The organism is Paraburkholderia sp. BCC1885 (assembly GCF_900996235.1).
Lineage (GTDB): Bacteria > Pseudomonadota > Gammaproteobacteria > Burkholderiales > Burkholderiaceae > Paraburkholderia.
In genome coordinates, this window is sequence record NZ_CAAJGM010000230.1 from 70,002 (window position 1) to 91,730 (window position 21,729).

The 21,729-nt window shown below is 56.9% G+C and carries 20 protein-coding genes, 1 pseudogene and 1 other annotated feature; of the genes and pseudogenes, 20 read left to right on the forward strand and 1 reads right to left on the reverse strand.

The annotated features are described in order from the left end of the window. Positions 1-8 precede the first annotated feature (8 nt). Both FQ755_RS28155 and FQ755_RS28160 read left to right on the forward strand, forming a co-directional pair. A complete protein-coding gene (locus FQ755_RS28155) occupies positions 9-1,286 on the forward strand; it encodes a dihydroorotase (RefSeq protein WP_144158533.1) in 1,278 nt (425 codons plus the stop codon). 76 nt (positions 1,287-1,362) lie between these two features. Further along, a complete protein-coding gene (locus tag FQ755_RS28160) occupies positions 1,363-2,241 on the forward strand; it encodes a lysophospholipid acyltransferase family protein (RefSeq protein WP_144158536.1) in 879 nt (292 codons plus the stop codon). Here the strand turns inward: FQ755_RS28160 and FQ755_RS28165 are convergent. Next, on the reverse strand, positions 2,238-3,092 hold the full coding sequence (locus FQ755_RS28165; RefSeq protein ID WP_144158539.1) for a symmetrical bis(5'-nucleosyl)-tetraphosphatase: 855 nt from the start codon (positions 3,090-3,092) through the stop codon (positions 2,238-2,240). The two genes, FQ755_RS28160 and FQ755_RS28165, sit on opposite strands and share 4 nt — an antisense overlap. Positions 3,093-3,268: 176 nt before the next feature. Here FQ755_RS28165 and FQ755_RS28170 point away from each other — a divergent pair, with 176 nt between their 5' ends. The 18 genes and pseudogenes from FQ755_RS28170 to FQ755_RS28260 all read left to right on the forward strand — a co-directional run bounded on the left by FQ755_RS28170 (position 3,269) and on the right by FQ755_RS28260 (position 21,658). After that, positions 3,269-4,201 carry an NAD-dependent epimerase/dehydratase family protein gene (locus FQ755_RS28170; protein ID WP_144158542.1) on the forward strand — a complete coding sequence of 311 codons (933 nt, stop codon included), beginning with the start codon at positions 3,269-3,271 and terminating at the stop codon, positions 4,199-4,201. Between the two features lie 318 nt (positions 4,202-4,519). Beyond that, a complete protein-coding gene (gene rfbB, locus FQ755_RS28175; protein WP_144158545.1) occupies positions 4,520-5,581 on the forward strand; it encodes a dTDP-glucose 4,6-dehydratase in 1,062 nt (353 codons plus the stop codon). Positions 5,582-5,594: 13 nt separating this feature from the next. Then, positions 5,595-6,476: a glucose-1-phosphate thymidylyltransferase RfbA gene (rfbA, locus tag FQ755_RS28180; RefSeq protein WP_144158548.1), complete on the forward strand. Its 882-nt coding sequence runs from the start codon at positions 5,595-5,597 to the stop codon at positions 6,474-6,476. Then, positions 6,473-7,024 (forward strand): dTDP-4-dehydrorhamnose 3,5-epimerase, encoded by a 552-nt coding sequence (gene rfbC / locus FQ755_RS28185; protein WP_144158551.1) that lies wholly within the window; start codon positions 6,473-6,475, stop codon positions 7,022-7,024. Before rfbA ends, rfbC begins: the two co-directional genes overlap by 4 nt. Positions 7,025-7,031: 7 nt before the next feature. Then, the gene (gene rfbD, locus FQ755_RS28190) at positions 7,032-7,934 is read left to right on the forward strand and encodes a dTDP-4-dehydrorhamnose reductase (RefSeq protein ID WP_144158554.1); all 903 of its coding nucleotides are present in this window, start codon (positions 7,032-7,034) and stop codon (positions 7,932-7,934) included. Positions 7,935-8,029: 95 nt separating this feature from the next. Beyond that, the gene (locus FQ755_RS28195) at positions 8,030-8,920 is read left to right on the forward strand and encodes a hypothetical protein (protein ID WP_144158557.1); all 891 of its coding nucleotides are present in this window, start codon (positions 8,030-8,032) and stop codon (positions 8,918-8,920) included. 76 nt (positions 8,921-8,996) lie between these two features. After that, positions 8,997-9,722, forward strand: coding sequence for a GNAT family N-acetyltransferase (locus FQ755_RS28200; RefSeq protein WP_144158559.1), 726 nt, complete (start codon positions 8,997-8,999; stop codon positions 9,720-9,722). Positions 9,723-9,763: 41 nt separating this feature from the next. Beyond that, entirely contained in the window at positions 9,764-10,897 is a 1,134-nt protein-coding gene (gene rffA / locus FQ755_RS28205; RefSeq protein WP_144158562.1) for a dTDP-4-amino-4,6-dideoxygalactose transaminase, read from the forward strand. Further along, positions 10,897-12,159: an O-antigen translocase gene (locus FQ755_RS28210; protein ID WP_144158565.1), complete on the forward strand. Its 1,263-nt coding sequence runs from the start codon at positions 10,897-10,899 to the stop codon at positions 12,157-12,159. The genes rffA and FQ755_RS28210 overlap by 1 nt, the downstream gene beginning before the upstream one ends. Positions 12,160-12,161: 2 nt before the next feature. Continuing rightward, positions 12,162-13,073: a glycosyltransferase family 2 protein gene (locus FQ755_RS28215; protein ID WP_144158568.1), complete on the forward strand. Its 912-nt coding sequence runs from the start codon at positions 12,162-12,164 to the stop codon at positions 13,071-13,073. 51 nt (positions 13,074-13,124) lie between these two features. Further along, positions 13,125-14,132 (forward strand): EpsG family protein, encoded by a 1,008-nt coding sequence (locus tag FQ755_RS28220; protein WP_186308685.1) that lies wholly within the window; start codon positions 13,125-13,127, stop codon positions 14,130-14,132. A 42-nt stretch (positions 14,133-14,174) separates the two neighbouring features. Continuing rightward, complete coding sequence (locus FQ755_RS28225) at positions 14,175-15,134, forward strand: NAD-dependent epimerase/dehydratase family protein (RefSeq protein ID WP_144158572.1); 960 nt, start codon at positions 14,175-14,177, stop codon at positions 15,132-15,134. A 54-nt stretch (positions 15,135-15,188) separates the two neighbouring features. Beyond that, complete coding sequence (locus FQ755_RS28230; protein WP_186308686.1) at positions 15,189-16,361, forward strand: glycosyltransferase family 4 protein; 1,173 nt, start codon at positions 15,189-15,191, stop codon at positions 16,359-16,361. 1 nt (position 16,362) lies between these two features. Continuing rightward, a complete protein-coding gene (locus tag FQ755_RS28235; protein WP_144158578.1) occupies positions 16,363-17,307 on the forward strand; it encodes a UDP-glucose 4-epimerase family protein in 945 nt (314 codons plus the stop codon). Next, on the forward strand, positions 17,304-17,864 hold the full coding sequence (locus FQ755_RS28240) for a sugar transferase (RefSeq protein ID WP_144158581.1): 561 nt from the start codon (positions 17,304-17,306) through the stop codon (positions 17,862-17,864). Before FQ755_RS28235 ends, FQ755_RS28240 begins: the two co-directional genes overlap by 4 nt. A gap of 9 nt (positions 17,865-17,873) precedes the next feature. After that, complete coding sequence (locus FQ755_RS28245; RefSeq protein WP_144158584.1) at positions 17,874-19,784, forward strand: polysaccharide biosynthesis protein; 1,911 nt, start codon at positions 17,874-17,876, stop codon at positions 19,782-19,784. Positions 19,785-19,862: 78 nt separating this feature from the next. Then, positions 19,863-20,395 (forward strand): annotated as a pseudogene (locus FQ755_RS38370) (transposase); the annotation flags it as partial. Beyond that, positions 20,153-20,269, forward strand: a sequence feature (AL1L pseudoknot). Its footprint overlaps the pseudogene before it by 117 nt. Before the next feature lie 96 nt (positions 20,396-20,491). Continuing rightward, complete coding sequence (locus FQ755_RS28260; protein ID WP_144158593.1) at positions 20,492-21,658, forward strand: acyltransferase family protein; 1,167 nt, start codon at positions 20,492-20,494, stop codon at positions 21,656-21,658. The last annotated feature ends 71 nt before the right edge of the window (positions 21,659-21,729 follow it).

The window sequence follows — 21,729 nt, forward strand, 5'->3', positions numbered from 1 at the left end:
GGCAACGCATGAGGATTCATATTCAGGGCGGCACGCTGATCGACCCGGTAGCCGGCACCGAACAGCAGCAGGACGTCTTTATCGCGGCAGGCAGGATCGTCGCGCTCGGCAGCGCGCCCGCTGATTTTCACGCGGAGAAGATCATCGACGCCAGCGGTTTGTCGATTGCTCCGGGTCTGGTCGACCTCGCCGCGCGTCTGCGTGAACCGGGCTATGAACACAAGGCCACGCTCGAATCCGAAATGGCGGCCGCGCTCGCGGGCGGCGTGACGAGCCTCGTCTGTCTGCCGGATACAGACCCGGTGCTCGACGAGCCCGGTCTGGTCGAAATGCTCAAATTCCGCGCCCGCAATCTGAATCAGGCGCATGTGTATCCGCTTGGCGCGCTGACGGTGGGCCTCAAAGGCCAGGTGATCACCGAGATGGTCGAGCTGACTGAAGCGGGCTGCATCGGCTTTTCGCAGGCCGATGTGCCGGTGGTGGACACACAGGTGCTGCTGCGCGCGCTGCAGTACGCGAGCACCTACGGGTACACCGTGTGGCTGCGTCCCGTCGATGCCTATCTCGGCCAGGGCGGCGTGGCCGCGAGCGGGCCGCTGGCGTCGCGGCTGGGGCTATCGGGCGTGCCGGTCTCGGCTGAGACCATCGCACTGCATACGATCTTCGAACTGGTCCGCGTGACGGGCGCGCGCGTGCATCTGTCGCATCTGTCGTCGGCGGCGGGCGTCGAACTGATGCGCGCGGCCAAGGCCGAAGGCCTGCCGGTGACGTGCGACGTCACGGTGAACCATATCCATCTGATTGACCTGGACATCGGCTACTTCGACGCGCAATTCCGCCTCGATCCGCCGTTGCGTTCGCAGCGCGACCGCGAAGCGATCCGCGCGGGACTCGTCGACGGCACCATCGACGCGATCTGCTCGGATCACACCCCCGTCGACGATGACGAAAAGCTGTTGCCATTCGCCGAGGCCACGCCGGGCGCAACCGGGCTGGAACTGTTGCTCTCATTGACGGTGAAATGGGCGGAAGAAGCGGGCGTGTCTTTGGCGAAGGCGCTCAAGCGCATCACGGCGGCGCCGGCCAGCGTGCTTAAACTGGATGCGGGACGCATCGCGGTTGGCGCAGCCGCCGACCTGTGTCTGTTCGATCGCCATGCTTACTGGCACGTCGAGCCGCGCGCGCTGAAAAGCCAGGGGCACAATACGCCGTTTCTCGGCTACGAACTGCCGGCGCGTGTGCGTACGACCATCGTCGCCGGGAACGTGGCGTACGAACAGCGCTGATTCCACACATAGCCAAAGTCTGCCGCTCAACATTGACCCAACTGACCTCTAGCGACCGAAACGGAACGCTCCGACCATGAAGCTCGTATTTCGCAAGGCCCGGCTGATCGCTCATTTGCTGCATGGCATGTGGACGGTGGCGACGCGTTTTCCGCGCGCTACCGCTGCTGAACGGGAAGCGCTCAACCGCGCGTGGTCGCTGAAGATGCTGCGGCTGTGCGGCATGCGCCTCGTAGTCCATAACGACAGCGCGCGGCTCGATGCCGGCGCGCTGGTGGTGGCCAATCACATATCGTGGATCGATATCTACGTGATCAACGCCTGGCGTCCGACGCCGTTCGTCTCCAAGGCGGAGATCCGCCAATGGCCGGTGGTGGGCTGGCTGGCGCAGCAACTCGGCACGGTGTTCATCCAGCGCGAGAAGCGCAGCGACGCGAAGCGGATCACGCACGAGCTGTCCGAACGGCTGAGCGCGGGCGAACTGATATGCGTGTTCCCGGAAGGCACGACCTCGGATGGCCTCAAGCTGCTGCCGTTCCATGCCAATATGTTTCAAGCGGCCGTCTCCGCAGCGAGCCCGGTGCAGCCGATTTGCCTGATGTACGAGGATGCGCAAGGCCGGCAGTCGACGGCGCCTGCTTACATCGACGATCTCTCGCTTGGCCAGTCGCTCGACGCGCTGCTGCGCGGCGGCCCGCTGACGGCGCATGTCTACGTGGGTGAGACGCTTGCGCCGGGAGCCGACCGGCGCAAGCTGGCAGCCCAGGCCGAGCAGATTATTGGCGCGGCCTTGCGCACGCTGCAAGGCGCGAGCGCTTCGTCGGCGGCAATGGAAATTGAAAGCTCGCCCGTTGCCGCAGCCAAGGCGGCGGTAGCAGTCGGCTCGCGCTCGCAGGAATCGCATGAAGGCACGCTGATCGACGGCGGCGATCAGCAGCAGGGGTGTTCAGCCTAATCGGCGGAGGCGCGGCAACCTTTGCACTCGACCTGGGTCAGCGTGCGGTCTGCCGGGTTGGCGGCAAGCCGCACGGCGGACAGCTTTTCGCCCCAGACGCAACCCGAATCGAGGCCGATCAGGTTGTCGCGCATCAGCAGGCCCAATGCAGCCCAGTGGCCGAACACGACGGTGACGTCGGTGGTCTTGCGCGACGGCACATCGAACCATGGCATTACGCCCCGCGGCGCAGTCTCTAGAGCTCCGTTAGAACTGAAATCCATCGCGCCATCCAAGCCGCAGAAACGCAAGCGGGTCAGTGCGCTACACGTCACGCGCAGACGATCGATGCCCTTCAGCCTGGGCGTCCAGCGGTTTGGGTTGTTGCCATACAGACCAGCTAACGTCTCCTTCCAGGTCGGCGCGCGTAGCGCACGCTGCAGTTCGTCAGCTAGTTCGAGCGTCCGCGTCACATCCCATTGCGGCAACACGCCCGCATGCACCAGCAGCATGCCGTCTTCGAAATGTGCCACCGGGAGATGACGCACCCAGTGAAGCAAATCCGCGGCATCTGGTGCGGTGAGAATCTCGTCAATTGTGTCGCCTCTCTTCGATTTGCGGATTCCCGCAGAAACCGACAGCAGATGCAGATCATGGTTGCCGAGCACCGGCACAGCGCGCTTGCCCAGCGCGACGATGTCGCGCAGCGTGGCAAGCGATTCACCACCGCGATTGATGAGATCGCCAGCGAACCACAGCGGCGTCTCCGACGAAACCGCAGCCTTCGCGAGCAGTTGCTGGAACTGGGTACGGCAGCCTTGTAGGTCGCCGAAGGCAAGGGGAATCGGATGCGGCTCGGTGGAAACGGTCATCTGGGATGGAATCAGGAACGCACTTGCGTTTTAAAACGTTGTGTCAGCGTGACATAATAACCGATTTGAAGCGACGGTATTGCGATGGACGTTGGCGCGCCAGGCGAGCCTCGGTCCAGTGCCTGAAGTGAGTTATGCGGGGGGGGGTATGTACGTTGCATATCGAGGAGCGAAGGATGTCGGTGAAAGGTGAAACGCAACGGACTTCTCATGCTGAGCGTCTGACACGGACGCTCGTCACCGGGGCAAGCGGGTTCACCGGCTCCTGGCTGGTTAGCAATCTCGTCGCCAGCGGCCATGCAGTCACCGAAGCGCTAGCTGGGCAGCGCAGCGCTGAAACGCCGTCGCGGCGCAGGCTGGATATCACCTCACTCGAGGACTGCCGACGCGTTATCGGGGACGTGCGGCCGGACTATATTGTCCATCTGGCGGCAATCAGTTTTGTGGGTCATGACGATGCGCTCGATTTCTACCGCGTCAACGTGCTCGGTACGTTAAATCTGCTGCAGGCCTGCGCAGATATTGGTCATACACCGCGCAAAGTTCTCATTGCCAGCAGTGCGAGCGTGTACGGGAACGTCACCAGCGATGCGATCGACGAGACATTTCCGTTGGCGCCCGTCAATCACTATGCTTCCAGCAAAGCCGCGATGGAATCGATGGTTCGGACCTGGTTCGATCGGCTACCGATTCTGATCGTCCGGCCGTTCAATTACACCGGTCGGGGTCAAACGTCGAATTTTCTAGTGCCGAAGATCGTAGAGCATTTCATCCACCGCGAGTCGACGATTTCCCTAGGTAATATCGATGTGGCCCGGGACTTTTCAGACGTGCGTTACGTCGTACAGGTTTACGAGGCTTTGCTCGATTCCGCAGCGGCGGGTGAAACGGTGAACGTTTGCACCGGCGAGCCCTATACACTCCGGCAGATTCTGGCAATGGCTGGTGATCTGACCGGGCACGAGTTGGAGATTCGCGTCAATCCCGCTTTGGTCCGCTCAAGCGATGTCAGGATGTTGGCCGGATCGCCGTCGAAGCTGCGGACGTTGCTGCCGGGAATCGCCCCTATCGAATTCCGTGAGACGCTGCGATGGATGTTGAACATGTAGTCTGCATTGCTGCATATCGGCTCCCTGAGCTTCCCTGTTCGTCTTGCAGTAGGCAATTGCGGCGAGTTCTTTGAACTCCAGCTAGTTCTACCTCTTTTCAGCACGTTCGAAAACGAACCTTGTCAAGCTGTTTCGAGTTGTTAGGCCTCTGGTTTTTGCGCGTCGCCGCTTTATAATCTGTGCTTTACGCGACAGTACGCTCCGCGTTTCTAGTATGGCGCGCTGCCTACGGCGATTGCGCGAATCGCGAACACAAAACGGGTTGACCAAGATCATAAGTCGGGTCGAATCCACCAAGAACATCTACTGAGGAATTCCATGATCCTGGTAACGGGCGGTGCCGGCTTTATCGGTGCTAATTTTGTGCTCGACTGGCTAAGCGCCTCGGATGAGCCCGTCCTGAATGTGGACAAGTTGACGTATGCGGGGAATCTGCGTACGCTGAAGTCGCTCCAAGGCAATCTGCGGCATGTCTTTGTGCGGGCCGATATCTGTGACCAGGCGGCGCTTGATGCGCTATTCGCGCAATACAAGCCGCGCGCCGTGTTGCACTTCGCAGCCGAAAGCCATGTCGACCGTTCGATTCATGGTCCTGCGGATTTTGTTCAGACGAATGTGTTTGGCACGTTTGCGCTGCTGGAGGCGGCGCGTTCGTTCTGGAATACGCTGAATGATGCCGACAAGGGGGCGTTCCGTTTCCTGCATGTGTCGACGGACGAGGTTTTCGGTTCGCTCTCCGCAGCGGATCCGCAGTTTTCGGAAACGACTCCCTATGCGCCGAACAGCCCGTACTCCGCGACCAAGGCCGCTTCCGATCATTTTGTGCGCGCGTACCATCACACGTACGGCTTACCGGTTCTTACGACGAACTGCTCGAATAATTATGGCCCGTACCAGTTCCCCGAGAAACTGATTCCATTGATCATCGCCAATGCGCTCGGCGACAAGCCCCTACCAGTCTACGGAGATGGTCAGAATGTGCGCGATTGGCTGTATGTCGGCGACCACTGCAGCGCGATCCGCGAAGTCCTCGCGCGCGGGCTGCCGGGTGAGACATACAACGTCGGCGGTTGGAATGAAAAGAAGAACCTTGAAGTGGTCCATGCCTTGTGTGACTTGCTCGACGAACTGCGGCCGAAGAAGGCCGGCTCGTATCGGGATCAAATCACATACGTGACCGACCGGCCGGGCCACGATCGCCGCTATGCGATCGATGCCCGTAAGCTGGAGCGCGAACTGGGGTGGAAGCCGACGCAGACGTTTGAGACTGGGATGGCAAAGACGGCCCGATGGTATCTCGACAATCAGGAGTGGGTTGCCGAAGTGGCTTCGGGCAACTACCGCGAGTGGGTTGAAACCAACTACGCGAAACGCGCATAAGGATATGATGGGTATGGCGCGCAAAGGCATTATTCTCGCTGGCGGATCCGGTACGCGTCTGTATCCGATCACCCACGTCGTATCGAAGCAGTTGCTGCCCGTATACGACAAGCCGATGATCTATTACCCGCTTTCGACGCTCATGCTCGCCGGGATACGGGATATATTGATTATTTCTACGCCTACTGACCTCCCTCGCTTTCAAGCGATGCTCGGCGATGGGTCCCAGTGGGGCTTGAACCTGAACTACGCGGAGCAGCCGTCACCAGATGGGATTGCGCAAGCGTTCTTGATTGGTCGCGAGTTTCTTGGTGCGAGCCCCTGTGCACTAGTGCTCGGCGACAATATTTTTCATGGCCACAGTCTTGTCGAACAATTATCACGTGCCAATGCGCGACAGAGTGGCGCGAGCGTTTTTGCGTACCGTGTGCACGATCCAGAGCGATACGGCGTTGTTGAATTTGACCACGAGTTTCATGCCGTTTCCATCGAAGAAAAGCCAGTCAAGCCGCGCTCGGATTATGCGGTAACCGGCTTGTATTTCTACGACGATCAGGTCAGCGATATCGCAGCTGACATTAAGCCTTCGTCGCGCGGCGAATTGGAGATCACCGATATCAACTTACGGTATCTCGCGGCCGGAACGCTCAAAGTGGAGATTATGGGTCGTGGTTATGCGTGGCTCGACACTGGCACGCATGATTCGTTGATCGAGGCTGCGACGTTCATTGCCACGCTGCAGAGGCGGCAAGGATTGGTGATCGCGTGTCCGGAAGAGATTGCGTATCGCCAGCATTGGATAAATGCGGAGCAGTTATCACGGCTCGCTCAACCGCTTGCGAAGAGCGGCTATGGCAAATATTTGCAATATCTACTAACAGAGCGATTTGCATGAGCCTCCAAATAGCCGAAACGTCATTTCCCGAGGTCAAAATTATCAAACCGCAGGTATTTGGCGATGAACGAGGATTCTTCTTCGAGAGCTTCAATGCGCGCGATTTTGCGCGGCAGGTCGATGTCGAAGCTGTGTTCGTGCAGGATAACCATTCGCGCTCGGTAAAAGGCGTATTGCGCGGCTTGCACTACCAGATCCAGCATGCGCAGAGCAAGCTCGTTCGCGTGGCGGAAGGCGAGATATTTGATGTCGTCGTCGACGTCCGCAGGAATTCGCTGAGCTTCGGTAAGTGGTTCGGCACCACGTTGTCTGCTGACAATCGTCAGCAGCTGTGGGTGCCCTCGGGATTTGCGCACGGCTTTGTCGTGTTATCAGAGTCTGCCCAGGTCCTGTACAAGACCACCGATTACTGGTTCCCCGAACACGAGCGCTGCATCGCCTGGAACGATTCCGAAATTGGGATCGAATGGCCCATAAATTTCGTGCCAGTGTTGGCCGGGAAGGATCGTGCGGCGAAGCGTCTTTCGGAGGCTGAATGCTTCGAGTGAGAGGGTAATGGCCGTAAGCGACCAACCTGTCATCCTGCTGACCGGCGTGAATGGGCAAGTGGGGTTCGAGCTGGCCCGCAGTCTTCAGGGCATCGGCAGAGTCGTCGCGCCTGATCGTCGCGCACTCGATCTTTGCGCCCCGGATCAGATACGCCGCATAGTTCGCGAGTTGGAGCCCGCACTGATCGTCAATCCCGCGGCGTACACCGCTGTCGACAACGCTGAGAGTGACGGCGCGACGGCGCACAAGCTCAATGCCGATGCGCCCGGTGTGTTCGCTGCGGAAGCGAAAAGGCTAGGCGCAGCGTTGGTGCATTATTCGACCGACTATGTTTTCGACGGTGCGAAAAACGGGCCCTATGTCGAGGACGATCAGGCCAACCCGCAGAGTATTTACGGGGAGAGCAAGCTGGCTGGCGAGCGCGCGGTCGCGGAGTCAGGATGTGCCCATTTGATCTTTCGGACCAGTTGGCTCTACGGAAAACGTGGCAAGAATTTCTTATTGACCATGCTTCGTCTTGCGGGCGAGCGCGAGGAACTCAGTGTGGTAGCGGACCAATACGGCGCTCCGACATGGGCAAAGACGGTCGCCACGCTGACGTCTTACGTGCTTGCCCAGGCGACGCGTGGAACTCAAGGGGATTGCGAGGACTGGTGGCGTGTCCATTCGGGTGTTTACCATTTGACTGCCTCCGGGCAGACTTCATGGCATGAATTTGCAGAGACGATCTTCGAGCTTGCGGATTTGCAGCGAAAGCCGCTAATCCGGCGAATCGCAGCGGCATCGTACGCCGCCGCTGCGAGGCGACCGGCGAACTCCGTGCTGTCGAACGACAAACTTGCTGACGCATTTGGCGTGCGAGCTCCGAATTGGCGCGATGCACTGGAGCTTTGTTTGCAGGAGTTCTAACAAACCTGCGCAAAGGGCAGTCAAACGATATTTCGCCCGAGGCCTTGATCGGCACGTTGTGCCGTTGACTTTTAACTATACTCTTTCAAAAAATCATGCATGAAGTAGAGAGACGATCATCCCGAGAGATTTCAGAATCACAGCCTAACACGCTCCAGAATCTTGTTGATTTGGTAAAGCGCGACGCATTGAAGCTTGTGGGCGGCGCGATACTGGGCGCGGCAATCGGGTATGGTGCCAGCTATCTACTGCCGAGAGAATGGCAATCAACGGTAGTAGTTCGACTCGGACAACTTTACAACGGTACTGCCGGAGCGCTTGTCGAAACGCCTGCAAACTTGGTCACGCGAATTCAGCAGATATCTTTTCAGCAGGACGTGCTCAAAAATTTGGGCCTTGGCACGGATCCGGCCGCCGACCCACGCGTTAAGCTCTTCAAGAGATCTACTCGCGCCAAGATCATCGGTACCGACCTGGTCGAAATCGACGTGAACGGTTTTTCGCCCGAAGAAACGCAGCGTCAACTGAATGCGCTAGTAGCCCAGATCGCTCAGATCCACAAGCAAATGATGGATCCGTCGATCACGAGGCTGAACGCTGACCTCAATGAGGCAAATCAGCGTCTGGCTCAAGCCGAGACACGAGCTACAACGCTTACGGGCGCGGCTGATAGACAATTGCAAGCGAAAGGTGGTGCACAGTCTTCCCCAGTGGACATCTTGCTGACTGAACTTATCAACGACAACGCACGAGAAATAGGTACCATTCAGCAGCGCAAAGCAGAACTGTTAGAGCAACTGGATCCAGAGCGCTCCTTTAATACGCGTCCATTGGTGGCTGGCAGCGTAAGCGACTCTCCAGTATTCCCCAAGAGGGGGGTAATGCTTTTCGCCGGTATGTTTGTGGGCATCGGTTTCGCATTGAGCTGGGCCCTGATGAGCTCCAGCCGTGCCTCGAGGGCAGTCCAGCTGGGAGGCCGGTCGTGACGGCACCCGAGTCGGCGATGTCGTCGACGGTTTCCGTGCGATCGCGTCCGGGTGTGTGTGAACGAGCAATTTGTCTATGAGCTTAATTCTTTCAGAGATCGATCGAGCGCGATTTGGGGTAGTTACCGCAAAAGCGACCGCGAGGGATACTGACGAGCTCGATCAGGTCTTCGGCGGCTGTGAGGAACAGCATGTCGAGTTTCTGATTCTGCGGGTCGGTGCTGCAGATATTGCAGTGGTGCAAGAGGCTGAAAAGCGCGGGGCGTTTATCACCGATACGTTGCTGTACTTTAAAAAGACACTCGCGTCCCGACCAACTGTGGTTTTGCCCGTTTCGGTGCAGCTACGCGTTGCCACAGCGGTCGATGCGCCGCGTGTGGCCGGTTTGGCCGTGCAGATTTTCAAACGCTACGACGGGCATTATCAGGCTGATTGTCGGCTGCCGACGGACAAGGCGGATCAGGTCTATTCGTCGTGGGCGGAGGCCTCCTGTGTCAATCCCGATGTTGCTGATACGGTGCTAATCCTGGAGCGAGGCGACGAGGTAATCGGCTTCTCGGCACTCAAGATCACGGCGCCGCAGGTCTTTGATTGCTGTTTGCTAGGTGTATCGCCGTCCGCACGGCGTGAGGGCCTCTTTAGCTCGCTGTTGCAAGCTTCGGAGCAGTGGGGGGCGTCGCGTGGTCTGACGACTATGGGGTATTCGACGCAGATCACCAATGTGCCTGCTCAGCGTGGACTGTGCAAGGCTGGTTTCCTTCCCTCAAAAAGCAGCTATACCCTGCATAAGTGGTTTGTTTAATTTAGGGCTTGAAAATGTCTGATGTTTCGAAACGCGAAGAGTTGATTCCGTTCAATAAACCCTACCTTCATGGCCGGGAGCTTGTGTATATCGCCGAGGCCGTGGCGTCGGGAAAGATCTCGGGCGACGGTATTTTCTCGAAGCGTAGCCATCAGTACTTTGAAAACCGCTACGGGATCAAGAAGGCGTTGCTGACAACGTCGTGCACTGATGCGCTGGAGATGGCGGCCCTGCTGCTGAATATCGAGGCGGGCGATGAGGTCATTTTGCCATCCTACACATTCGTTTCGACGGCCAATGCGTTTGTGCTGCGCGGAGCACGGCTCCTGTTCGCGGATAGCTGTGCAACGGACCCGAACATTGATCCAGAACAGATCGAGCGGCTGGTTACACCGCGCACGAAGGCAATCGTAGTCGTGCATTACGCAGGCGTAGCCTGTGACATGGATCGTATCCTTGAGATTGCGAACCGTAACGGCATAGCGGTCATCGAGGACGCGGCGCAGGCGATCGATTCTTTTTACAAGGGGCGTCCGCTCGGTGCGATTGGTGCACTCGGCGCATTCTCGTTCCACGAGACGAAGAACATTATTTCGGGCGAGGGCGGCTTGCTGACCGTCAACGAGGAGCAGTATCTGAAGCGCGCAGAGATTATCCGCGAAAAGGGTACCAACCGGTCTGCGTTCTTTCGCGGCGAAGTCAACAAGTACGGCTGGGTGGATATCGGTTCTTCCTTTCTGCCGTCGGAGATTGTTGCCGCGTATCTCTACGCCCAGCTCGAACAATTGGACGCGATCCAGGCACGACGTCTCGCGATCCATGAGCGATATACGAACAATGCGAAAGCCCTTGCGGAGCGAGGCTGTTTCGAGTTGCCGCGTATTCCTAGTTGGGCGACCAACAATGCGCACATGTTCTACATCGTGTGCAGGTCGGTCGACGAGCGTACCCGCCTTGTCCAGTATCTGAAGGAACGGAACATCATGTCCGTTTTTCACTATCTGTCGCTGCACTCCAGCGCCTTTTATGCGGACAAGCACGACGGCCGGGCATTACCCAACAGCGATCGCTACACGGAATGTCTGCTTCGGCTGCCGCTGTACTATGAGTTGTCGGATCAGCAGGTTGATCGCGTTAGCGCGGGGCTCGAGGAATTCTTCGGGGTCCGGGGATAATGTTGGCGGGCTGGATAAGAGCCTCGCTGGCAAGTGCTATAGCACAACTGACCCGGATGGCATGTGGTCTTGCAGTGCTAAAGATTGTGGTCATTCAGTTGGGCGTAGAAGGGGTCGGCAAGCTCGGTCATTTCATGAACCTGCTTTCGATTCTCTTCGTCTTTGCCGGTGGAGGCATCAACGTTGGCATCGCGAAGTACGTGGCACAGTACGAGAATTCGAAAGCGCAACTCGACAGATTCCTCTCTGCGGCGTGGACATATTCGTTGCTGGCGTCTTGTGTGCTGGCGGTCGTTTTTATTGCTGGTGCCCACACTGCATCCGTTCTGTTGTTTGGCGACAGCCAGTATCAAGGTCTTATCATCTTCGTTGGCCTAGCACAGTTCACCTTCGCGTACATCAACTATGTGACGGGAGTGGTCAACGGTCTGCGGCAAACGCAGGCTTTTTCGCGCATCTTGACTATCGGTTCGTTGATTGGAATCATCCCGTGCTATTTCCTGGTCAATACCTACCATCTGTCCGGTGCGGTGATTGCGCTGGTGCTGGTGCAGGCGGGCATGCTGGTGCCTGCCGTTTTTGAGTTGCGTAAGCTTGTCAAGGTACGGCCGCGATTTATCACGCATTTCAACGAGACGGGGCAGCTTGGACAGTTCAGTCTGATGCAGTTATTTTCAGTGGCAACCATGCCTTTGGTTGAGATGTACATCCGGACGGAACTGGCAAGGATTGCAGGCTGGGAGGGCGCAGGAACGTGGCAGGGAGTGCAACGTCTTTCTTATGCGTCGCTTAGCCTGTTTACGAGTTTTCTCTCTGTATACTACATGCCGACACTATCCGCACTGACGGACGGCCGGAAGATTGTTAAGTATGTATTAAAAACGTTGGGAGGGATCCTGCTGGTATTCGGCGTGGTAGCGGTGACAATCTATTTTCTGCGGGGACTGGTATTTTCCATTCTGCTGTCGAAGGATTTTTTCATTGCCCCCGACCTGCTGCGTTACCAATTGACCGGAGATTTCTTTCGGATCGGCGCTTACGTGGTCGGCTTTCTCGCAGTTGCAAAAGCGGCCACTAAGATTTACGTAGTGTGTGAAATAGTGCAATCGGTGCTTTACCTGGTGCTATTCACTTTCACTTCACATGTGTCGGGTGGGCGAGGCGTTTTTATTGCGTACGCGTTGTCAAATTTTTCTTACTTCTTGGTGTGTTTTGCCGGCTTAGTGCTTTACGCCAAGGTGCGGTTAAAGACCGTTAATTGACTATGCTTAAACTTTCGGTTGTCGTCTCTTGCTACAATCAACGTGGATATATTGCGGATTGTATTGAAAGCATCCTGACGCAAGAAGTGAATTTTCCGTACGAGATCGTCATCTCCGATGACTACTCTCCGGACGGGACGCGCGATGTGGTCGAAGACTACGCGCGGCGGTATCCGGAACTCATCCGGGTTTTGCCGAACACGGAGAACGTCGGGCCGGCTCGCAACTATTTCCGCGCGCACAATGCGGCATGTGGTGAATATATTGCACACATCGACGGCGATGACGCGATGCTGCCGGGCAAGCTGCAGTGCCAGGTCGATGTGCTGGACGCACATCCAGAATGCATGCTCGTCATCCACCGGGCACGCTATTTCAACGATAGCCGCAGCTACGTGACCGAGACCGGCGAGTTACCCGACGGCCGTGAGCTGATCTTCTTTACATGCACTGAGCAGGCGCGCTGGGGCACCATTGCGGTTCACAGTTCGTACATGTACCGTGCGAGCGCGCGAACCACGCGAGAATATCAGGGTGACTTCATGGAGTGGTACTTCACCATGGAGTACCTGAGCCAGCCCGGGACGCGCGCTTGTTTTATTAACCGTGTGCTGGTCGAATACCGTTGCAACGAATCCAATCAAGCCTATCTGGCATCTCGCCGCGGTCGTCAGCGTTCCTACAAGATTCTGATTGGCCACTTGATGGACCATTTTGCAGAGCTTCGGGCGTTGCGGCGGGATATCTATGCTCATGCCTTTTTGAACATCCTGACGTACCACCGCACGATCAGGACCATCTCACCGCGTATGATCTGGTTCCTCTTGAGACACGCTTATGCTTTTGATCTCGCTCGCGTGCGTGATACGATCCGCGTCCGGCGCGCCGTCGGACCCCAGCAGCGCATCCGCTAGTCGGCATTGCACTTTCGCGCTATGAGTCATCGACAGACACAGCCGGCCGTTATGCCGCTATCACTCGATACCGTCCGCTGGACGGCGTTGTATGTCGTCGTGGGCCTGCTGCTCGCCATCGTCTATGCATCGGCGACCGTCGGCGTGGACTCGGACAAGCCAGCCTACGAACTCTACTATTATTATCTGGCTCACAACCTTGGCGTCCCGGTAGGATTTGACCGGGTCGAGCCGGGCTTTTTCGGCTTCACGTGGCTGATCTCCCGATTTGTCGACACGAGTTACTTTTATTTCTTTCTGATCTTCGCGATTGAGTTCTTCGGGCTGACCTGTCGGCTGGGTAAGCGCAGCTCCCTCTTCCGGGATCGTTTTTACCTGTCGCTGCTGTGGCTCGCATTTCCTTTCTTTTATTCGCTCAGCATCAACGCGGTTCGTCAGGGGTTGGCGCTGGTTTTTGTCGTATACGCCATCGACGCCGAACTGACGGAACGGAAGTGCCGCCCCTTTATCCTGTTGGCGCTCGGCTCACTATTCCATTTCAGCACGGCCATTTATGCCCCGTTGTTTCTCTTGTTGCGTTGGCGCGTGAATTTTCGCTCGCTGCTTACGTTTTGGGCAATTTGTGTCGTCTGTGCAATGTTGTCGATCCCGCAACATCTTGTGGAACTGGCTGCTTTAGCAGCGCCGGACAGTTTCAGACAGCAGTTTCCTTACTATTTCTCGTATCTAACGGGCACGCTTACGGCCGATTACGATACAAGCTTTAAGTTCCGATTCCTGCTATTCAGTGCGTTGCCGATCTGTGCATTCGCTGTCACCACACGCTTGAAGTTTGCGGTCGACCGCGACTGCAAGTTTCTGTTCAAGATCTATTTGATCCTCAACGGATTGTTTTTCCTGATCGGTTATATCCCGTTCAGCGATCGTATTGCGCTGCTTAGTTGGCAGTTAATGCCAATGCTGGCGGTTGGGCTAACGCCTCTGAGTATCAGGCCGGTCGCGTCGATCGTGGCCGTTCTACTCGCTGTGGCTGCGTTCGCCTATTTCTTTGTGTTCTAGTACCCCATGAGCCCACGCGGCACGACCACTTAGGAAATTCTTATGCGCGTATCGGTAACTGGTGCGAGCGGCTTTATTGGCCGCCGCCTGGTAGAGCAACTTCTGAGTACGGGCTACAACGTCACCTTACTGACACGGCGCGATGTGCCGTCTGAGCTCGCCGGCAGGGTCAACGTCGTCCGCGGTGATCTGTGTCGCGATGAGGACGATTTGCTGCCACTGCTCGCCGAGTGCGACACGCTGTTCCATTGCGCAGGAGAGCTCTACAGCCCGGACGCCATGGAAGCGCTTCACGTCGGCGGAACACGGCGGCTGCTCGAAGCCGCGGAGATCATTGCTGCGCGCCGTGGCAAGCCGTTGCACTGGGTCAATCTGAGCAGCGTTGGTGCTTACGGGCCGCCGCCCGAGCGCCCGAATCAGATACGCGTCGTCACTGAGGACTACCCGCTTTGTCCGGTTGGTCCCTATGAAGTCACCAAAACCCGTTCTGACGAACTGGTGATGGCCGGTGGCAGTCGCAGCGCGATCACCTATACCATCGTGCGGCCGACCAACGTGTTCGGCGAATCCATGACGAATGCCTCTCTACGAGGATTGCTGTCGATGATCCGTAAGAGGCTGTTCTTCTACGTTGGCGCGAGTGACGCGGTTGCCAACTATGTCCATGTAGACGACGTCGTTGCAGGATTGATCGCTTGCGGTAGCCAGCCGGCGGCACGCAATCGGGTTTTCAACCTTTCGAACGATTGCACGTTGCTGGAGTTGGTTTCCGGTGCAGCCCAGGAACTCGGTGTGCCTGCGCCCCGGCTGCGTGTCCCTGAAATGGCAGCAAGGGCAATTTCCGCGCTGGGCGGGGTCGCGCCGGGTTTCCCGCTTACCCAGGAACGGATTAACGCGCTGGTCGGACGCACCACGTATTCGTCGCAGCAAATCCGGCAGGAATTGGGTGTGCGACCGTCGATCTCAGTCGCGTCTCGCGCACGCCGGATGCTCGGCATATAACCGATGCCGCAAGCGAATCCCGGTTCCCTCACGCCCCCCCAAGGAAGCAAGTTTATGGCACGTCAACGGCTCTGTATCGTATCTACGATAGCGACCCCGCTCAGGGTTTTCATGGGGCCGCACATCGAAGCATTATCAGCGTTCTACGATGTGGTCCTTGTCTGCGATGGCGTACCGTCCGAAGTTGAGGCTTTGCTTGGCGAGCATGTGTCCTTTGTAGCGTGTCCCATTCAGCGTAATATCTCGTTCTGGAAAGATTTCCAGTGCGTGCTGTGGCTACATCGATTCCTTCGTGCAGGCAACTTTGCGGCAGTGCATACCTTAATGCCGAAATCCGGACTGCTTGGCATGCTGGCGGCAAGATTGGCTGGTACGAAGCATCGATTCCACTCTTTTACCGGACAAGTCTGGGTCACGCGAACCGGCGCAATTCGCCACGTGCTGAAGGCCATGGATAGACTTCTGTCGCTTTGCGCCAGTCGACTCCTTGCGGATAGCACCTCGCAACTGGATTTTCTAGTCGAGCAGGGCATCGTATCGAGGCAACGTATAGAAGTCCTTGCGGACGGTTCGATCTGCGGCGTGGATGTCCACAGGTTCAGCCGCAACGACGACACACGGCGCAACGTGCGGGCCGAATTGGGTATCGGCGAGGACGATATTGTTTTTCTGTTTGTCGGCAGATTGACGGTGGAAAAAGGTATCAGTGAACTGTTGCAGGCGTTCAACGCGGTTGCCTCGCGGTTCGATCGAGTGCATCTTGTTATCGTTGGACCGTCCGAGGCGGATTTCGAGCAAGAACTGGAACAGGGCCGACGTCTCACGGGAGGTCGAATCTATCGGATCGGTTTTACGACCCGGCCACAAGAATATATGTCCGCCGCCGATGTATTTTGCCTGCCGAGTTATCGCGAAGGTTTTGGTACGGTCATTATCGAGGCAGCTGCGGCGGGTTTGCCGACCATTGCCTCCCGTATCTACGGAATAACTGATGCCGTGGAGGACCGTAAGACCGGTCTGCTACATCAGGTCAAGGACGTCTGTTCGATGGAAGCGCTGATGGAAAGAATGGTTCAAGACGCGCCGTTGAGAGTCGCATTAGGGCAAGCTGCATATCAGCGCGCGGTGACAAGGTTTTCCAAAGAGCGAGTGGTTCAATGTTTGCTCGAATTTTATAAAAGGGAAGGGGTAGGAAGTGGTGCCGCCATGTCCTCGACCAGAATCTGACATGAATGTACTTGTAACCGGAGCAAACGGTTTTGTCGGTAGCCGCCTGTGCCAGGAGTTGGCTGCCCGCGGCATTGCTTTCGTTGGTACCGCCCGGAACGGCCGCGACGACCTTGTCGCAGTAAGCGACCTCGCGCTGGATAACGATTGGAGCCATGCCCTGCGCAATGTGACCGATGTCGTGCATCTGGCGTCGCGGGTTCACGTCATGAATGAGACTGAGGCCGATCCGTCAATCGCATTCCGGCGGGCGAATGTCGACGGCACGATCAACCTGGCGCGACAGGCGGCTGAAACTGGGGTAAAGCGTTTTGTCTTCGTCAGTTCGGTGAAGGTGAATGGAGAGTCGACCACTTCCACGCCATTTTCAGAGTTAGACACGCCCGCGCCGCAAGACCCTTACGGCGTATCCAAGCATGAGGCCGAGCTTGCTCTGTGGGAAGTCGCTCGAGAAACGGGGATGGAAGTCGTCGTTGTAAGGCCGCCACTCGTATATGGGCCGGGTGTCAGGGCAAACTTCCAGAATCTGATGCGGGCAATCCATCAAGGCATCCCTTTGCCAATCGGATCGGTGCGCAATTTGCGAAGTATGGTTGGACTCGATAATCTGGTGGATTTTCTGATTGCAGCGCTGACTCATGCAAATGCCGCTGGGCACGTGTTCCTGATATCCGACGGCGAGGATGTTGGCACGGCGGCGCTTGGTCGAAAACTGGCCAAGGCCATGAAGCGGCGAGCACATTTAATCCCGGTGCCACTTTTCATGCTGCGTGCGATTGGCGCGGTCACCGGCAAAACAGCCGTTATCGAGAGGCTGACTGGGTCATTGCAGGTTGACATTCGTCTCGCGAAGCAGCTACTCGACTGGCAACCCCGCGTATCTCTCGAGCAAGGTATCGAGCAGACGGTGGCTCATTTTGTTTCGACACGGGATACTGAGCAATGAAGCGCCTATTCGATCTCGCGCTTGGGCTGGTTGCGCTGGTCATTCTGGTGGTGCCGGCGTTGGTTGTCGCCTTGCTGGTCAAGGGGACTTCTGACGGGCCGATTTTGTACTGGTCTGAGCGCGTTGGACGCAACAACAATATCTTCAGAATGCCGAAGTTCCGCTCGATGCGGATAGGCACCCCCGCGGTGGCAACACACCTACTCTTGGATCCGAGCGCGCACCTCACGCCGATTGGCGGATTCCTGCGCAAAAGCAGTCTGGACGAGCTGCCGCAACTGTGGTCGATTCTGCGAGGCGACATGAGCTTCGTGGGTCCGCGTCCGGCGTTGTTCAATCAGGACGACTTGATAAGTCTGAGAACGGAGAAAGGTGTTCATATATTGCGTCCCGGTTTGACGGGTTGGGCGCAAGTTAACGGGCGCGACGAGTTGCCGATTCCGGTGAAGGTTAAATACGACGAAGAGTACGCTCAAAAGCAGTCCTTTGTTTTCGACATCAAGATTCTCGTCCTTACGTTCGTAAAAGTCGTCGGACGCGAAGGCGTATCGCATTAGGAAGGCAAGATGGTAAAAAAAGTCTCCAGTTGGTCTCGGGCCACCAAGAGGTCGCTGATCATTGCAGCAGATTGTCTGTTGCTGCCGTTTTCGCTTTGGGCGGCAATCGGACTGCGTCTGAACAGCTGGCAAGCGGGCAACGCCTACAATTGGTGGATCTTTTTCCTGCCATCGATCATCGCGATTCCCATTTTTGTTCGGATGGGTCTCTACCGAGCGGTTATTCGCTTCCTCGGGGATAAGGCCGCGCTGACTATCCTGCTGGCAGTCACGATCTCAGTGTTGTTGTTTGCGGGCGCTTATGACTTTCTGGGGTTGCCCAATATTCCACGCGGCGCGTTGGCCATCTACTGGGTACTAGCGGTATTCAACATCGGCGTGAGTCGCTTCCTAGCTCGTATCGTGCTGCGTCAACTGGAGTCTAGCGCGGGCCGCCGGGTGGCGATCTACGGCGCAGGTAGCGCGGGGCGGCAGTTAGCGATCGCCTTGCGGATAAGCCGCGAATATATGCCCGTGGCTTTCGTGGACGACGACGCTGGCCAGCGAGGTCTCTCGATTGATGGCCTCACTGTGTACTCTAGCGATCAATTGGAATCGCTCATACGGAAGCTTGACATTCACGAGATTCTGCTTGCCATACCTTCTGCCCCGCGCAATCGTCGTATTGAGATCATCAATCAACTGGTACCGATGCACGTGCGGGTTCAGGTGGTACCGGGATTCGCCGACCTGCTGGGCGGCGAGGTCAAGATGAGCGACGTACGGGAAGTTGAGATTGACGAATTGCTGGGACGCGACGCGGTCCCGCCGGACGAAAGGCTGCTCTCGGCGAACATCCGCGGGCGGGCCGTCATGGTAACCGGGGCAGGGGGATCCATCGGGAGTGAACTTTGCAGGCAAATCTTAGCGAACAAACCATCGATTCTGGTCCTGTACGAGCAGTCGGAGTTTGCGCTCTACAAGATCGAGCACGAGTTGAGACTCGTCGCGCAGAATCAAAAGTTCGAGATCGACATCCTTCCCGTGTTGGGCTCTGTGCAGAACATGGGTCGGCTTGACGGTGTCATGAGCCGCTATGCGATTCAGACGGTCTATCATGCCGCGGCATATAAGCATGTGCCGCTGGTCGAATGCAATATGATTGAGGGGATTCAGAACAATACCTTCGGCACGCGTGCGGCCGCGCTTGCTGCTATCGCGGCCGGTGTCGAGACGTTCGTCCTGATTTCCACCGATAAGGCGGTTCGACCCACCAACGTCATGGGTGCCAGCAAGCGCATGGCCGAACTCGTTTTACAAGCGTTTGCCAGCGATCCAGCCGTTGCGACTCGATTCAGCATTGTCCGGTTTGGCAACGTACTGGGATCGTCGGGCTCCGTGGTCCCGCTTTTTCGCCAGCAGATTGCGCGGGGTGGCCCGGTTACGGTCACGCATCCCGAGATCATCCGCTACTTCATGACCATTCCCGAAGCGTCCCAGTTGGTTATCCAGGCGGGAGCGTTGGGCGGAAATGGCGAGGTGTTTGTGCTCGATATGGGTGAACCCGTCAAGATTCTCGATTTGGCTCGCCGCATGATCAATCTGAGCGGCTATTCAGTAAAGGATTCTAACAACCCGCACGGCGACATCGAGATCGGGTTTAGCGGCCTGCGCCCCGGCGAAAAGCTATATGAAGAGTTGTTGATTGGGGGAGACGTGACAGGCACTTCCCATCCTCGCATTATGAAGGCGCATGAAAGTCATCTGGCTCGGGTACACATGGAGGAACTCGTCGAGACGTTGGCTGCAGCCTGTTCAGATAACAATCTGGAGAGGATTCGCGGCATCCTGTTCGAGTACGTAGCGGGTTATAAGCCCGAGAGGGGTATTGTCGATCACCTCCACGAGCCGAAACTTGTGCCACCCGCTCAAGCGGAGTGAGCCACTGCAAGTCATTGTCAATGCTAGATTTTGAACCGCTCCAGGTTTTCCGGAGACTCCAAACCCTGGAATGGAGTCATGGAAAACGTCAAGAAGAAATCACCGAGGTATTCGCCCGAAGTTCGTGAACGGGCAGTCTGGATGGTCCACGAGCACCGCGGCGAACATGAATCGCAATGGAAAGTGATTGCGTCGATTGCTGCCAAGATGGGCTGCTCAGGCGAGACGCTGCGCGACTGGGTGCGTCAGGACGAACGCAATCGAGGCCTGCGGGTCGACAACAGCAGCGTGGATCAGCAACGCCTGAAAGAGCTGGAACGGGAGAACTGTGAGCCGCGCTAGGTCAATGAGATCCTGCGCAAGGCATCGGCGTATTTCGCACAGGCGGAGCTCAACCGCCGACCGAAGTGATGATCCCGTTCATTGATGATCACCGGCAGGTCTACGGGGTCGAGCCGATCTGCAGGGTGCTGCCGATCGCACCGTCGACGTATTACCAGCATGTGGCCCGACGCGTCGATCCAGCACGCCTGTCGGCGCGGGCGCAGCGTGACGCAATGCTGTGCGGGGAAATCCGGCGCGTGTGGGAGGAGAACTTCCAGGTGTACGGGGCATGACCTTGGCAACGCAGACTTCGTCGTGGCAAGGATTGTTTCGTTGCTGCGCTATACTGGTCGGCCCTTGAGCCGCCCATTTTTTAAAATAAAATGCGTTCGCATGTTCCAACCAACCCCGAGCTACAAGCCCTTCGCGCCATTGCGGTCATTTTGGTAGTCGTACATCACCTGCACTTCCTCTTTATATGGGACCCTGATCGGTGGGTGACATTTGGATCAGGGATGTGGGTTGGCGTAGACCTGTTTTTTGTCATCTCGGGCTACGTCATCGCGCGCGGTTTATTGCCGCGAATTAGTAGTCGGCAGGGCGAGGAGTTCTGGCGTCCGGTTGTTGCCTTTTGGATTGGGCGTTTCTATCGCATTGCACCATCAGCATGGCTGTGGATTCTGCTACCGTTCGTGGCTGGCCTCGCTTTTAGGCACGTCGATGCCGCCCATTTAACGGGGAAGAATTTATCCGATGTGGCGGCCGTATTATTCCACGTAAAAAACATACAAGATTTCGAATGCTCACAGCGCGGCGGAATCTGCGGTGACTTTCATATCTACTGGAGCCTGTCGCTTGAAGAGCAATTTTATCTGATCCTTCCGCTTCTTGTGCTGGTAAGCCGGAAGCGTCTTGTGCCGGTGATCGGAGTCCTGATCATCGTACAGTTTTTCCTGTGGCGGCCTCAATGGGGCACTTTGCCGGCGTTCCTGAGAACCGATGCATTGCTCTTCGGAGTGCTGATCGCACTGTTTGAGAGATCTACTGTCTACCAACTGATCGAGCCTCGTTTCGCAAAATCGCGTTTGCATTATTTGATTTCGGCCGCACTGCTATTTTGTGCAGTTGCGTTTGCGCGTTACGAGATCACTTGGTTTTATACGGGCATGGTCGCCATAGTCGGCGCCGTCATTGTCTGGATCTGCTCTTACGATTGTGGGTACTTCCTCGCACCGTCCCCAGTGCGCAGCGCGCTCGAGTGGATAGGTGCGCGTTCATTTGCGATCTATCTCATTCACATGCCTGCTTATTGGATCACCTGTGAGATCTGGGAAAGGTTAGCTCATGGATTGCCCGTCTCCTCCACTTTCACGCTTCGATTTTCTATGACCGCGCTTGTGCTGATCTTCATCTTGGCCGAGATGAGCTTTCGCTTCGTCGAAGAACCATTACGAAAGAGAGGGAAGCGCGTGGCCGCGTCCTTTGCAAATATGGAACTGCCGCCGAAATCGGGGACTCGAATTACCGAGACGGCAGTAGGTAATCGTTAAGAAGCACTGACGAAATGGTCGGCTATGCCTGTTTTCCAAACGCCAGGACCATCGGTGCTTTGCTTGCTTTA